This is a genomic window from Natronorubrum bangense (assembly GCF_004799645.1).
Lineage (GTDB): Archaea > Halobacteriota > Halobacteria > Halobacteriales > Natrialbaceae > Natronorubrum > Natronorubrum bangense.
Genome location: NZ_CP031305.1, coordinates 1,977,237 through 1,989,316 on the forward strand (window position 1 = coordinate 1,977,237; position 12,080 = coordinate 1,989,316).

Annotated in this window: 17 protein-coding genes; 8 read left to right on the forward strand and 9 right to left on the reverse strand. The window is 61.5% G+C overall.

The annotated features are described in order from the left end of the window. Positions 1-51 precede the first annotated feature (51 nt). Positions 52-276, forward strand: a complete 225-nt coding sequence (locus tag DV706_RS09865; RefSeq protein WP_006064781.1) for a hypothetical protein — start codon at positions 52-54, stop codon at positions 274-276. 33 nt (positions 277-309) lie between these two features. Here the strand turns inward: DV706_RS09865 and DV706_RS09870 are convergent, their stop codons facing one another. Together DV706_RS09870 and DV706_RS21450 are read right to left on the reverse strand one after the other, a co-directional pair. Beyond that, positions 310-1,509, reverse strand: coding sequence for a redox-regulated ATPase YchF (locus DV706_RS09870; protein ID WP_006064780.1), 1,200 nt, complete (start codon positions 1,507-1,509; stop codon positions 310-312). A 208-nt stretch (positions 1,510-1,717) separates the two neighbouring features. Next, on the reverse strand, positions 1,718-1,864 hold the full coding sequence (locus DV706_RS21450) for a hypothetical protein (protein WP_006064779.1): 147 nt from the start codon (positions 1,862-1,864) through the stop codon (positions 1,718-1,720). 277 nt (positions 1,865-2,141) lie between these two features. On the opposite strand from DV706_RS21450, the gene DV706_RS09875 reads away from it, so the two are divergent. From DV706_RS09875 to DV706_RS09890, 4 genes are all read left to right on the forward strand, one after another. After that, positions 2,142-2,336, forward strand: coding sequence for a cold-shock protein (locus DV706_RS09875; RefSeq protein ID WP_008160330.1), 195 nt, complete (start codon positions 2,142-2,144; stop codon positions 2,334-2,336). 274 nt (positions 2,337-2,610) lie between these two features. Then, entirely contained in the window at positions 2,611-3,477 is an 867-nt protein-coding gene (locus DV706_RS09880) for a deoxyribonuclease IV (protein WP_006064777.1), read from the forward strand. A 76-nt stretch (positions 3,478-3,553) separates the two neighbouring features. After that, a complete protein-coding gene (locus tag DV706_RS09885; RefSeq protein ID WP_006064776.1) occupies positions 3,554-3,925 on the forward strand; it encodes a hypothetical protein in 372 nt (123 codons plus the stop codon). Positions 3,926-3,966: 41 nt separating this feature from the next. Next, positions 3,967-4,764, forward strand: coding sequence for a class I SAM-dependent methyltransferase (locus DV706_RS09890; protein WP_136350855.1), 798 nt, complete (start codon positions 3,967-3,969; stop codon positions 4,762-4,764). A gap of 21 nt (positions 4,765-4,785) precedes the next feature. Here the strand turns inward: DV706_RS09890 and DV706_RS09895 are convergent, their stop codons facing one another. Next, on the reverse strand, positions 4,786-4,986 hold the full coding sequence (locus DV706_RS09895; protein WP_006064775.1) for a hypothetical protein: 201 nt from the start codon (positions 4,984-4,986) through the stop codon (positions 4,786-4,788). A gap of 75 nt (positions 4,987-5,061) precedes the next feature. Beyond that, positions 5,062-5,718 (reverse strand): helix-turn-helix domain-containing protein, encoded by a 657-nt coding sequence (locus tag DV706_RS09900; protein WP_006064774.1) that lies wholly within the window; start codon positions 5,716-5,718, stop codon positions 5,062-5,064. Between the two features lie 125 nt (positions 5,719-5,843). Between DV706_RS09900 and DV706_RS09905 the strand changes: the two genes are divergently transcribed. Then, positions 5,844-6,227: a DUF7344 domain-containing protein gene (locus DV706_RS09905; protein WP_006064773.1), complete on the forward strand. Its 384-nt coding sequence runs from the start codon at positions 5,844-5,846 to the stop codon at positions 6,225-6,227. On the opposite strand, the gene DV706_RS09910 is transcribed toward DV706_RS09905, so the two are convergent. Continuing rightward, positions 6,224-6,886, reverse strand: a complete 663-nt coding sequence (locus DV706_RS09910) for a DUF7095 family protein (RefSeq protein ID WP_006064772.1) — start codon at positions 6,884-6,886, stop codon at positions 6,224-6,226. The genes DV706_RS09905 and DV706_RS09910 overlap by 4 nt on opposite strands. Before the next feature lie 65 nt (positions 6,887-6,951). Next, complete coding sequence (locus DV706_RS09915) at positions 6,952-7,419, reverse strand: DUF4442 domain-containing protein (protein WP_006064771.1); 468 nt, start codon at positions 7,417-7,419, stop codon at positions 6,952-6,954. 151 nt (positions 7,420-7,570) lie between these two features. Here DV706_RS09915 and DV706_RS09920 point away from each other — a divergent pair, with 151 nt between their 5' ends. Then, entirely contained in the window at positions 7,571-8,305 is a 735-nt protein-coding gene (locus DV706_RS09920) for an alpha/beta fold hydrolase (RefSeq protein ID WP_006064770.1), read from the forward strand. A 63-nt stretch (positions 8,306-8,368) separates the two neighbouring features. Then, positions 8,369-9,328, forward strand: a complete 960-nt coding sequence (ncsA, locus tag DV706_RS09925; RefSeq protein WP_006064769.1) for a tRNA 2-thiolation protein NcsA — start codon at positions 8,369-8,371, stop codon at positions 9,326-9,328. A 21-nt stretch (positions 9,329-9,349) separates the two neighbouring features. Here ncsA and DV706_RS09930 read toward each other — a convergent pair whose 3' ends face one another. The 3 genes from DV706_RS09930 to DV706_RS09940 all read right to left on the reverse strand — a co-directional run bounded on the left by DV706_RS09930 (position 9,350) and on the right by DV706_RS09940 (position 11,887). Further along, positions 9,350-10,123: a sugar phosphate nucleotidyltransferase gene (locus DV706_RS09930; protein ID WP_006064768.1), complete on the reverse strand. Its 774-nt coding sequence runs from the start codon at positions 10,121-10,123 to the stop codon at positions 9,350-9,352. Between the two features lie 394 nt (positions 10,124-10,517). After that, a complete protein-coding gene (gene ftsZ, locus DV706_RS09935) occupies positions 10,518-11,705 on the reverse strand; it encodes a cell division protein FtsZ (protein ID WP_006064766.1) in 1,188 nt (395 codons plus the stop codon). A 2-nt stretch (positions 11,706-11,707) separates the two neighbouring features. Continuing rightward, a complete protein-coding gene (locus DV706_RS09940) occupies positions 11,708-11,887 on the reverse strand; it encodes a ribbon-helix-helix domain-containing protein (protein ID WP_006064765.1) in 180 nt (59 codons plus the stop codon). Between the last annotated feature and the right edge of the window lie 193 nt (positions 11,888-12,080).

The following is a 12,080-nucleotide window of genomic DNA, read 5'->3' on the forward strand; positions in this document are numbered from 1 at the left end:
GGCTGTGCCAGCAGTTAAGCAATGGGAGTCCGTACACTGAGACGAACACACATGCCAAAGGAACGTGAGGCGTGCGGTCGCTGTTCGATGTCGGTCGCCGTCGACGTCGCGAACAGCGACCGAGACGCCGACGAACGCAACGACCGCGATCCGTACGGCGACGCGCGGATCGAAGTCGACGAAAAGCAGCTTCGAACCCTCTCGCCGAGCGCCTGGCTCGAGGGGCTCTCGAGTCGACTCGACGACCTTGCGAATCGACTGATCTGGCGGCGATAAGGAGGCGTTCGGTCCGATTCTGCGTGTCGCCGGTCAGTTCGTCGTGATAATCTCGATCACGTCGCGGGGTTCGACCTCGTAATCCTTGCCGAGTTGTCGGTTGCTCCGGCAGTCGATGGCGTGGAGGAAGCCATCGCCGATATCAGAGTGGAGGCTGTACGCGAAGTCCTCTGCGGTCGACCCGTCCGGGATCAGATAACAGTCAGGCAAGACCTCGCCGCGTTCGTTCCCGAGGCCGTTCGCGCCGCCGGGGAACACCGGGACGACGCCTAAGACGTCGAAGAGCGCGGTCTCGAGTGCTGGCTGGACGCCCGTCGAGCCAAACTCGGAGAGAAACTCCCGGATCTGTTCTAAGCCCTCTTCCTGTTCACCGGAGACGTCGCCCGTAATCTCGAAGTCGCCGTCGCCGGGACGGTAGTCGACGACGCCGGCTTTGTCGGCGGATTTGAGCGCGCGCTCGGCGTGGGCGCTACAGGGAACGATCGTCAGGTGCTCGTACTCTGGGTCCGACGTGATCTCCTCGTAGTTCGCCTGGGATTGTGGCTTGTCCATCTTGTTCGCTGCGATCACCATCGGCTTGGTCTCCTTGCGGATCTCGCGCGCCAACTCGAGTTTGTCATCGTCGTCCCACTCCTCGGGCTCGAAGCCGACGTCGACGCGGCGGATGAGGCGTTTGATCTCGTCTTCGTTCGTCTTGAACGCGCTCATCTGCTCTGCGAGTTCCTCCTCGATGGCGTCGTCTTCGGTGGTGTAACCCGACTCGTATCGGTTGATCCCTTTTTCGAGGACCCCGAGATACCACTGGTCGAGTTCCTCCTCCAAGAAGTCGATGTCTCTTCGGGGATCGTGTCCCTCGGTAGATTCGCCCTCGAGGTCGGTCTCCCCGGAGAAGTCGACGACGTGAATCAGGACATCGGTTTCGTTTAGATCGGTCAGGAACTGGTTGCCGAGGCCTTTCCCCTCGTGTGCGCCGGGGATCAGCCCCGCAACGTCGACGAGTTTCGTCGGAACGAAGCGGGTGTCTCCGTCGAGGTAGCCCACGCTCGGGGTCGACGTTTCGTCGAACTCGGGTGCGGCGTCCTCGACGCGGACGTAGGCCTCGCCCACGCTCGGGTCGATCGTCGTGAAGGGATAGGCCCCTTCGGGCACGTCGTTCATCGTCGCCGCGTTGAAAAAGGAGGACTTGCCGACAGAGGGTTTGCCGACGAGTCCGATCCGGTGGCTCGTACTCATTATCAATCCCTGGAACGGCCGGGCTAAACGGGTTTTGTTCCGTCGCTGGGGTGATATGAGTACACCTGCCATGAGTCCCCTCGAAGTACTCGGACGGTCTCCTAGAAGCCATTTCCACCCCATCTGCGACCGTCTTTCAGTTGTACCGAGAAACAGAGACAACGATCCGTGTCAGATCATCGACAGCGTCGTACCGTAAACGAGCAGATCACACGGGCACGTCGTTATCGTCGCCGTCGTAGAATCGCTTGCGATTCTGCGGCCCGTCAGATCGGCGCTCTGACGACGGCATTGAAAAGGAGGACTTGCCGACAGCGGGTTTGCCGACGAGTCCGATCAGGTGGCTCGTACTCATTGTCCGTCCCTAGAACGGCCGGGCGAAACGGGTTTTATTCCGTCTCGAGGTTGGTATGAGTGGACCTGCCATGAGAACCCAGGAAATACCCGTACAGTCTCCTAGAAGTCATTTCTACCGCATCTGCGACCATCCGTCGGCCGCACCGAGTGGTACACGTTGCGGGTCCGTCATGCGATGAGGGGGCAGAATGCGTGTAACTCTCTCACAGGACTGTGCTCGTGGTACCGCGACCCTCGCAAGTCTTATCCGTGTATCGGGTGTACATTTGTTTGTAATGGCGAAAGGTAACGTTGATTTCTTCAACGACACAGGCGGCTACGGTTTCATTTCGACGGACGACGCGGACGATGACGTTTTCTTCCACATGGAAGACGTTGGCGGTCCGGACCTCGAGGAAGGCACAGACATCGAATTCGACATCGAACAGGCCCCCAAGGGTCCCCGCGCGACGAACGTCACCCGCGAGTAATATCGGCATCTCCGTCGCCTGACGGCGACTTTGTATGACGACATTTTCCAGACAACTACGCTCCATAGTCACGACGCTCACACCATTGCACGGCCGTGTGCACTCACGTGGACTGTGACTGTCAGTGGCGACTACTGATACGGACTCCTGTCGTCATGTCCCACCGATCACCGACCCTGCCGCTGGTGATCGACGGTCACTCGGTACAGCAGACCGTGTGTGTCCCTCGAGTCGCTCCGGTATCCCTATCAGGGATCGGTACTGACGAGACGCTATGAAGATCGGTGCACACGTTTCGATCTCCGGTTCGCGCGTCTCCTCTGATGACGAAACACCGCCGTACGACGACGTTCGGAACGCGGTTCATCGCCAACTCGCGTTCGGCGGCAACTGCGGACAGATCTTTACTACCTCACCGCAGGTCTGGGCCCAACCCGAGATCAGCGACGAGGCTGCCGAGGGCTTCCGAGCGGAGTCAGACGAACACCTCGAGGGGCCGTGGGTGATTCACTCCTCGTATCTGGTCAACCTCTGTACGCCAAAAGACGACCTCCGCCGGAAGTCCAAAGAAAGCATGCAGGCCGAACTCGATGCCGCCGAGCGGCTCGACGTCCCTTACGTCAACGTCCACCTCGGTGCGCACACGGGCGCTGGCGTCGAGGGCGGCCTCGACAACGCGGCGAGTCTGATCGACGAACTCGAGGTGCCCGACGGGGTCGAGATTCTGATCGAATCCGACGCAGGTAGCGGAACGAAACTCGGCGGCGAGTTCGCTCATCTCGCGGGGATCATCGACCGCACCGACACCGACATCGGCATCTGTATCGACACGGCCCACACGCTGGTCGCGGGTAACGACCTCACGACGCCCGAGGCCGTCGACGAGACCGTCTCCCGCTTCGACGACGAAGTCGGCCTCGAGTACCTGAAATATCTCCACCTCAACGACTCGAAACACGACGTCGGCACGCACAAAGACGAACACGCCCACGTCGGCGAGGGCTACATCGGCGAGGACGGCATGCAAGCGATCGTAAACCACCCCGACCTGCGCGAACTGCCGTTCGCACTCGAGACGCCGACTGAAGACGGCCGCGGCTTCGCGTGGAACATCCAGAAAGTGCGGGAACTGCGCGAGTAACCTTCGCTCGGCGCGACCGTCTTTTTTCGACTGTCCTAACGGGAAGCTATAGGACAACTCGCCGATGAATACGCGTATGGACACAGCTGAAACGACGTCCACGCTCGGGATCGTCCTCGGCGCGGTCCTCGTCGTCGTCGGCATCGCCGCCTACGTGGTCTCGGACTTTGCGAGTATTACTGCACTCATCCCGGCCGTTTTCGGCGTCATCATCGCTGGGTTCGGTGTCGTGGGTCGCCAGACAGAGCGACGCCGCCTTGCCGTCATCGGGATCGGCGTACTCGCCCTGCTTGGCGTCGTCGGCTCTGTCCGTGGGATTTCCGACGTGATCGCGCTGTTGACCGGCGGGGCCGTCGACTCGACTGTCGCCGCGGTCGCACAGGGGTCGATGATCCTGGTCGGCCTTATCCTGCTTTTCGCCGTGGGCCGAGAGCTGGGTCGGAACTAAGAATCGACCCGCTTTTACTCGAGACGGCCGAACGACATCTCGTGCGCGAGTTCTCCGAAGACTATCTTCAGCGGACCCGCCAGGGGATGTGGGACGACTCTCGGGAGGCGCTTGCCCCGCTCGCCCTCGAGTCCCACGAGCGAATTCTCGACGTCGGCTGTGGCACCGGCGAGTTGAGCCGCGTGCTCGAGGCCGAATCGTCGGCCGACGTGATCGGCTGTGATGCCGATCCGGACCTGCTCGTGGCGGCCCGCGACCACGTCCCGGTCGTCGCCGGCGACGCGCTTCGACTCCCGTTTCCCGACGATACGTTCGACCTCGTGGTCTGTCAGGCGCTGTTGATCAATCTTCCCGATCCGGTGGCCGCCCTCAGAGAGTTCGCCCGCGTCTCGAGCGACCGCGTCGCCGCCATCGAACCCGACAACGCTGCCGTCGAGATCGACTCGAGCGTCGACGCCGAGAGACAGCTCGAACGACGGGCGCGACAGGCCTATCTCGAGGGCGTCCCGACGGATGTCGCCCTCGGGGCTGATGCTCGCGAGGCGTTCGAGGCGGCCGGCCTCGAGGGCTGTGAGACACGCCGGTACGACCACGTCAGGACTGTCGAACCGCCCTACAGCGAGGGGGCGCTGCTTGCGGCCCGGCGCAAGGCAACTGGGGCGGGATTGGCCGACGACCGCGAGACGCTGCTCGCCGGCCCACTGACTGAGGCGGCGTACGACGACCTCCGTGGCTCGTGGCGACAGATGGGACGGGACGTCATCGCCCAGATGGAAACACGGGAGTACCGCCGCGAGGAAGCCGTGCCGTTTTTCGTCACTGCTGGCCGAGTTGTCTGACAGCGCTGTCTGACACTCGACTCACTCGTGTTCCTGACTGTCTTGCTGGCCCAGCAGCGAGACGACAATACCTGCGAATCCGAGCACGACGATCACGATGCCGGTGAGTAAGTCGACCACGCCGAACAGGGCAAGCACTGACCCCGTCATCACGAGCGCGAGATTGGCGAGCATCGCGGCACGGGGCGAACGGAGCTGCTGTAGAACCGACGAGACGCTCATACGAGGACACTCGTTGGGATCGCAAAATCCGTTGTCATCGCACTCGAGCACCACTGCGGTCGCGTCGATGAGCCCTTACTCCGAGTGAGTACTCGGGTACACCGTGTTCTCGGTGAGGGTTTTGACCCCCCGACGGAAGCGCTCGGAGGTCGCGTTTGGCGAGATATCGAACTGCTCGCCGAGTTCGGCGAGCGAACACGAGCGCGGAATGTCGAGATAGCCGGCGTCGACGGCGGCGATGAGCGTCTCGCGCTGTTGGTCGGTCAGCCCGAACTGGCTGTCGCCGTCGCCAGTCCGTTCCTCGTAGAGTCGCTGTAACTCGAGGCTGACATCGTTCTCAACGAAAAAGCGGTGAAACCGCTCGAGTGCGCCCTCGGTGGGAAACACGGCACGAAAGTGCCAGCCCTCGTGCGTTGCCGTAACTGTTCGCAGGAGACTCCCATCCTCGATCAGGATCGGATACACACTCTTCGCTCGGCCGTCGGGTGTCAACTCGAGGTGATAGAGCCGCCGGTCGTCGAACTCGACGACCCGCGTGGGCGGTTTGACGGTCGGATCGTCCTCGAGGGCCGTGTCGAACGTGTCATACGACTCGCCTTCGACCCAGACGAGCATTCGATGGTCGCCGTCCTCGGTGAGATCCGACTGCTCCCATGTGACTGTCGCGTCCGGTACAGCCGACAACGTGTTGCGGAGGATCGGGTAGTCGATCCAGAACGTACTGAGTAGCATCTGAAACGGTCTGTATTCTCGCCCCCGCTGGATGGGGACTGGTTCCCTATTCTGCCTTATTGATGATAAAGGACGTGAGTATTTCCGCATCGTTTCTATCCGATGGCACGACCACTAGTCAGAGAATGACCGACAGGAACGTGGTGGGGGCGTCGGATAACACCTGCACAGCGATCTCGTTCGATCTCCTGAGCGACCCTTGCCGCCAATCTATCTTTCAGTACGTACTGCAGACACGAACGGACAGTGTCTCGTTCACGGAACTCGCCACCAACGTTGGTCCTCGGCCCGCGTCGTCGGCCGAGACCGATGCTGAGTCGCAGGCGCTCGAGTTGGAGCTTCGTCACGTACATCTACCGATGTTGGACGATGCAGGGCTGCTCGAGTATGAGCCCAGCACCGACCGGATCCGTCTCGATCAGTCCGCGTTTACCGACTGTCTCGAGGACGTCCACTCGACAGTGACGGCCCTGCAAAACGCCTCGCTCGAGCAGTCCCCACCGCGTTAGACGACGTCACCGCGGACCGTTACCCCGTCTTGTTGTTCGCGCCAGGCGTGGAGTTCCTGTGCTGCCGCTGTGGCCGCTTCGCCCTCGAGGCCGAGCATCTCGAGGGCAGCCGACAGCGTCGGCAACGCCAACTCGCTCTCGCGGAGTTTTCGGAACGCCTCCTCGCTTCGGGTGCCGTCGGCCCACAGACAGACGCCGCGCGGGTCGAGTAACTGCGTGTAGTCCTCGCGCAGTGTCGCGCCACGCAGCCGCTGGGTGACGTTGTCCTCGAATGAGGCGTTACAGACCTCGAGATGGATTGGTTCGTCGTCCTCGAGCAAGTGAGCCGCGAGACATTTTTCGGGTGCGGCATGCCCGTTGGCGTTCGCCCGGAGATAGTGGGGGTAGTTGGCGGCCCAGTCCGCCCGAACGGATTGCCCGACGCCGTCGACGTCGTACGCCTCGCTTGCGTCGGTCTCTCCGGGGGTGGGCTCGCTGTCGTCTCGCACGAGGATGTCTTTGGTCAGGTAGATATCCAGCCGGTCGACGGGATCGACGCCGAGTGCGACGTCGCCGAACGCCCAGATCTCCCGCACCGGGACGGGCATTCGGTCCTCTTCGACGGTGTCGACCAACTCCTCGAGCCGATCGACTGCATCACGGCGATCAAAGCCACTCATTGGCGGATGTGGGGTCTCGAGTCGCAAAACGGTTTCTTCGGGCCATGCCCACAGCCACGGCCTGTTTACTCATCTCGGCCGTTCGCGATGTAGACTGTCTTTCGAACGGTTGCGTGGACTGTTCCATCGCTGTCGACGAGGTCGACGGTGTAGTGACGGTCGATCGACTCCGTTCCCTCGGTTTCGAGTTCGGCCTGGATCGCCTCGAGTTCCGCGTCGGAGAGTCGAAAGTTTGCGTACAGCGTCTCTCGACCGGGCTTTTTGAACCGTACCTCGGCCTCCTTGTCCCAGACGACGTACTCGTCACCGAGCGTTTTCAGCAGCATCATCATGTAAAACGGATCGACAGCTGCGTAGATGCTGCCGCCGAAGATGGTGCCAACGTAGTTTCGCGTTCGCCACGACAGCGGTAGCTTGATGTGGACTTCCTGCCAGTCGGGCGCGACGTACGTTACGCGGCCGCCAGTCCCACGATAGGCCGGAAACAGATTGAACCCCAGCCGGTAGAGCCGAGCTCTAAGGGCGTCGAACATGGGTTCGATTCGTGTGGCCGCTCGGAAAGCTATTTGTGAACGGGTGACCCGATCCTCGCCGTTTTTCCGCCGCCCTTGGACGAGTTGCTGGCCACGGCGAGTTTGTGTCAGGAGAGCACCTTTTTTATCCGTTCCGGGCGAACGAAAACCTATGAGACACCGAATCTTCGGCGAGGACGGCGACGAGGAACTCGTGTTCGTCATGGGCTGGGGCAACCGCTGGACCCACGAGAACGTCAGTTGGCTCATCGGAAAGCTGACTGATGCCGGCTACCGTGTGCATGCGTTCGAACTCCCGACGAATATCGAGGACTTCAAAGCCGACTGGCTCGAGCCAATCGCCGAATACGTCGTCGACCTCGAGTCCTACCAGCTGCTGGGACACAGCGCGGGTGCTCTCATTGCTCAGGCGCTAGACGGCGCGGACAACCACGTCTATCTGAGTCCGTGGTGGGGATACAGCGAGGCGTATCCGGAACCACTGTTGGATGTGGTATCGAAACTGCCAACGACGTTCCCGTGTTTGCCGATCGGCGAAATGGATCGCGCGGCACTCGGCGAGAAGGCAACGGACCACCAGATCGCGACGACACCGCGATGGGTGTCGCCGGCGTTCGTCAGCGAAACCCGCCGAGCCCAAGCCGAGTTGCTGACGATCGACCACGACGCGGTCGTCTTCTGTTCACTGCGCGATCCCGTCGTCAGTCTGGCTCCGATCGGTGAGCGGGTGCCTGCTGAACACGTCGTCCTCTACGACGGCGGTCACGAGCTGTTCTCCTCCGTGAGCCGCGACCACCATATCGACACGCTGCTTGCTGCCCTCGAGAACGGTGCCGACGCCGTCGAGGAAGACAAGACGAGTGGAGAAGAGCCCGTTCCGGCCTGACAATCCCGCTGAACCGACGAAGAGACGAAACGGACATACGCGTTCGTCGGTAAGCTGACCACAATGGATTGTAACCGGTGTCCCGAGGAGGCAGTCATGCACGCCGCCTACTCCGGGGCGCATCTCTGTGCGGACCACTTCCGCGAGTCGGTCGAAAAACGGGTGCGCCGCCGCGTGCGTCGGGACGATCTCGTCCCACACGACGTGACGCCCGAAAACCCACAGACGTGGGTGATCGGCCTCTCTGGGGGCAAAGACAGCGTTGTCCTCACGCAGATTCTCCATGATACCTTCGCCAAAGATCCCCGTATCGAGCTTATCGGACTGACGATCCACGAGGGTATCGAGGGCTACCGAGACAAGAGCCTCGAGGCCTGTCTCGACCTCACCGACGACCTTGGCATCCGCCACGAAGTCGTCAGCTACGAGGAGGAGTTCGGCGTCCGGATGGACGACGTCGTCGAGGACGACCCCGAAAACATGGCCGCCTGTGCCTACTGTGGCGTTTTCCGCCGGGACCTCCTCTCGACGTACGCCGAGGAACTCGAGGCCGACCTCCTGCTGACGGGCCACAATCTGGATGACGAGGCCCAGTCAGCGCTGATGAACTTCCTCGAGGGCGACGTCGAACAGATGGCGAAACACTTCGACGCCAGCCTCGGGCCACTCTCCGAACGCGACGAACAGGATGAGTTCGTCCCGCGTGCGAAACCCCTGCGAGATATCCCCGAAAAAGAGGTTGCCCTCTATGCCCACCTCAACGACCTCCCCGCCCACATCACGGAGTGTCCTCACTCGAGTGAGGCCTACCGTGGTGAGATCCAACAGCTCCTCTACGGGCTCGAAGAGAACCATCCCGGGACGCGTCACTCGATTCTCTCGGGCTACGAAGAACTCGCCAGCATCCTGTCCGACGAGTTCAGTGGCGACGACGGCGCCGACTTACAGGCGTGTGCCGAGTGTGGCTCGACGACGACCCGTGATATTTGTCGGAAGTGTTCGCTGCTCGAGTCGCTCGTCTAATTCGGGATGTGAGTGGCCGTCTTACTGTGGTCTCTCGAGTACGTTTCGTGCTCGATCGAGATCCGCGGGTGTGTTGATGTTCAGGTGCCAGCCCTCGAGTTCGACGCCGACGTATCGCCTCCCGCCGGCGAGTAGTGACTCGAGGGCGTCGGTCAGTTCGTACTCGCCAGTGTCGCTTCGTTCGACTGTCTGACAGGCTCGAAACAGTGCGCGAGCGTCGTGGGTCTGGACGCCGGCAGCGATGACGCCTGACTCGGCATCGGTCGTTGACTCGAGCGACCGAACCGTTCCGTCGTTGTCGAGCACGCAGCGGGCCGCCGTCTCGGCCTCGTTTCTCGCGACACGATCGAGCAAGAGCGTGCCGTCAACGTCCGGTTCGTGATGGCGGTCGATCAGTCTCGAGAGCGTGCAGTCGCTGTCAAAGACGTTGTCGCCGTTAACGGTCACCACGTCGTCGGGAACGACATCGCGGTGCGTGTCGGACAACGCTGTGGGATCGGTCACGCCGTAGCCATCCTCGAACGCCGTACAGACCGCGTGGGCAAGCCCCTGCTGATCGTTCTGGACGGCATACCGCACTGGGACGTCGTCGACCGCGGTCCCGATGGCATCAGTGATCTCATCCGCACGGTAGCCGACCACGATGACGATTGCCTCGACGCCAGCGTCGACGACTGTGTTGAGTGTTCGCTCGAGCAACGGGTTGCCACCGATCTCGAGGAGTGGCTTCGGTGTCGCGTCCGTATACGGCCGTAAACGGGTGCCACGGCCGGCTGCAAAGACGAGTGCGTGCATGCGTGTGAGGGGAGATCGACTATCGGAGCGTACGAGCCATACGGAGGGCATGCTCAAAAACCGTCGTCTCGACGACGAGCCACACAGTGTGATTGAGTGACCGCTGACCGTTGTCAGACAGCGATGGCTCTGAAATCGACTGCTGTACCTCTCCGTATCTGTCGATAAAAAACGAGAACGGCAGAAACGAGCCGTCTCGGTAGCGACACGACATGCCGCGTGCGGCGGGTGGTGTGTCAAGTGCCGCGTACGGCAGGTGGTGTGTCAAGTGCCGCGTACGGCGGGTGGTGTGTCAGGTGCCGCGTACGGCGGGTGGTGTGTCAGGTGCCGCGTGCGGCGGATGGTGTGTCAGGTGCCGCGTACGGCGGGTGGTGTGTCAAGTACCGTGTGCCGATTACCGGATCACGTCGACGCCGTTCTGTTTCTCGAGTTCCTCACGGCCGCCGTCACTGTGGGCGCCGACGTTGGAGCCGCCGTCCTCGATGTGATTGCTCGCGTCGAAGTCGGTGTTTCGCACGCCTTCGATACTCTGGCGAGACTTGTCGGCTTGTTTCTGGGTGGTTGGGCCGAGCACCTGTGCGCTCTGGACGCCAGTCATGATCGCCATGACTCGAACCTTGCCTTTGTAGTTGTCCTGGATACGCGCGCCCCAGATGACGTTCGCCGAGGCCTCGAGGCGCTCGGTGATGTTGTCGGCGATGCCCTCTGCCTCTTTGAGGGTGAGATCCGGGCCGCCGGTGATGTGGACGAGCCCGCCCGAAGCACCGCGGTAGTCGACGTCCAACAGTGGGTGGTTCATCGCGTCTTTGACGACCTCGTCGGTTTTGTTCTTGTCCTGGGTTTCACCGACCAGCATGACGGCGACGCCACCCTGGTTCATGATGGTGGACATGTCCGCGTAGTCCAGGTTGATCAGCGAAGGCTGGGTAATCGTCTCCGAGATGCCTTTCACCGTTTCGGCGATGATCTGGTCCATCACCGAGAACGCCTTGCCGATCGGGAGGTTCGGGACGTAGTCGAGCAGCCGGTTGTTGTCGAGCACGATGATCGAGTCGGCCTGGTCGCGCAGTTTCTCGAGGCCTTCTTCGGCTTTCACCGTGCGGGCGCGTTCGACGTTGAACGGTGTCGAGACCATTCCGACGACGATTGCACCTTGCTCCTTTGCGATTTCGGAGACGACGGGGGCGGCACCGGTCCCGGTCCCGCCACCCATGCCTGCGGTCACGAACACGAGGTCTGCGTCTCCGAGGACCTCTTTGACCGTTCCCTGAGCCATCTCGGTCGCACGTTCTCCCATCGAGGGATCGCCGCCAGCGCCGAGCCCGTTCGTGAGCGACTTGCCGACCAGAATCTTCGTGTCGGCCTCGATCATCTTCAGATGCTGTTTGTCCGTGTTGATCGCCACGGTATCGGCACCGTCGACGCCGATGTTATACAGCCGGTTGATCGTGTTGTTACCCGCACCGCCACAGCCAACGATGACGATCCGTGGATCGCCGAACTCATCGTCGTCCATGTCGGCGTCCATCTCTCGGGACTCCTGCTCCGCGTTTTCGAGTGCGTCTTGAACGATATCCTGCATCGTTACACCTTGGCCCACGTTCGTTTGCCGGACTGTTCGGTCGGCCCGTCCTGTTGTTCGTTGATCATTTCACGGACGGCCGACCGGATCGCCTCGCTCCGGTTCGGAAACTCGCCCGAGTCGACTAACTGTTCGACCTCCTCGATCTGCTGTTTCGGAATTCGCAGTGTCACACGCTCCATGGTTGTATTCCCTGTAGGGTAAGACGGCGGCGCGCCCCTGTCAGACGCGGCGTGTCTTACACCGTAACCGCCCGACATCGGGCGTTTTTCGGCGTTTGCCGACCGTTGTAAGACAACCGTCTTACGCGACTAAGTGGAATACTGTCATAGGCAATAAAACTTTCGCCGGATACGACTTTCTGTGTCTTACACC

What these genes read in the sequence shown, in the direction of transcription:
- DV706_RS09865 (WP_006064781.1), top strand. Translation starts at nt 52, where the DNA reads ATGCCAAAGGAACGTGAGGCGTGCGGTCGCTGTTCGATGTCGGTCGCC.
- DV706_RS09915 (WP_006064771.1), bottom strand. Translation starts at nt 7,419, where the DNA reads ATGTTCGACGCCCTTAGAGCTCGGCTCTACCGGCTGGGGTTCAATCTG.
- DV706_RS09870 (WP_006064780.1), bottom strand. Translation starts at nt 1,509, where the DNA reads ATGAGTACGAGCCACCGGATCGGACTCGTCGGCAAACCCTCTGTCGGC.
- DV706_RS09895 (WP_006064775.1), bottom strand. Translation starts at nt 4,986, where the DNA reads ATGAGCGTCTCGTCGGTTCTACAGCAGCTCCGTTCGCCCCGTGCCGCG.
- DV706_RS09905 (WP_006064773.1), top strand. Translation starts at nt 5,844, where the DNA reads ATGACCGACAGGAACGTGGTGGGGGCGTCGGATAACACCTGCACAGCG.
- DV706_RS21450 (WP_006064779.1), bottom strand. Translation starts at nt 1,864, where the DNA reads ATGAGTACGAGCCACCTGATCGGACTCGTCGGCAAACCCGCTGTCGGC.
- ncsA (WP_006064769.1), top strand. Translation starts at nt 8,369, where the DNA reads ATGGATTGTAACCGGTGTCCCGAGGAGGCAGTCATGCACGCCGCCTAC.
- DV706_RS09910 (WP_006064772.1), bottom strand. Translation starts at nt 6,886, where the DNA reads ATGAGTGGCTTTGATCGCCGTGATGCAGTCGATCGGCTCGAGGAGTTG.
- DV706_RS09930 (WP_006064768.1), bottom strand. Translation starts at nt 10,123, where the DNA reads ATGCACGCACTCGTCTTTGCAGCCGGCCGTGGCACCCGTTTACGGCCG.
- DV706_RS09875 (WP_008160330.1), top strand. Translation starts at nt 2,142, where the DNA reads ATGGCGAAAGGTAACGTTGATTTCTTCAACGACACAGGCGGCTACGGT.
- DV706_RS09900 (WP_006064774.1), bottom strand. Translation starts at nt 5,718, where the DNA reads ATGCTACTCAGTACGTTCTGGATCGACTACCCGATCCTCCGCAACACG.
- DV706_RS09920 (WP_006064770.1), top strand. Translation starts at nt 7,571, where the DNA reads ATGAGACACCGAATCTTCGGCGAGGACGGCGACGAGGAACTCGTGTTC.
- DV706_RS09880 (WP_006064777.1), top strand. Translation starts at nt 2,611, where the DNA reads ATGAAGATCGGTGCACACGTTTCGATCTCCGGTTCGCGCGTCTCCTCT.
- ftsZ (WP_006064766.1), bottom strand. Translation starts at nt 11,705, where the DNA reads ATGCAGGATATCGTTCAAGACGCACTCGAAAACGCGGAGCAGGAGTCC.
- DV706_RS09885 (WP_006064776.1), top strand. Translation starts at nt 3,554, where the DNA reads ATGGACACAGCTGAAACGACGTCCACGCTCGGGATCGTCCTCGGCGCG.
- DV706_RS09940 (WP_006064765.1), bottom strand. Translation starts at nt 11,887, where the DNA reads ATGGAGCGTGTGACACTGCGAATTCCGAAACAGCAGATCGAGGAGGTC.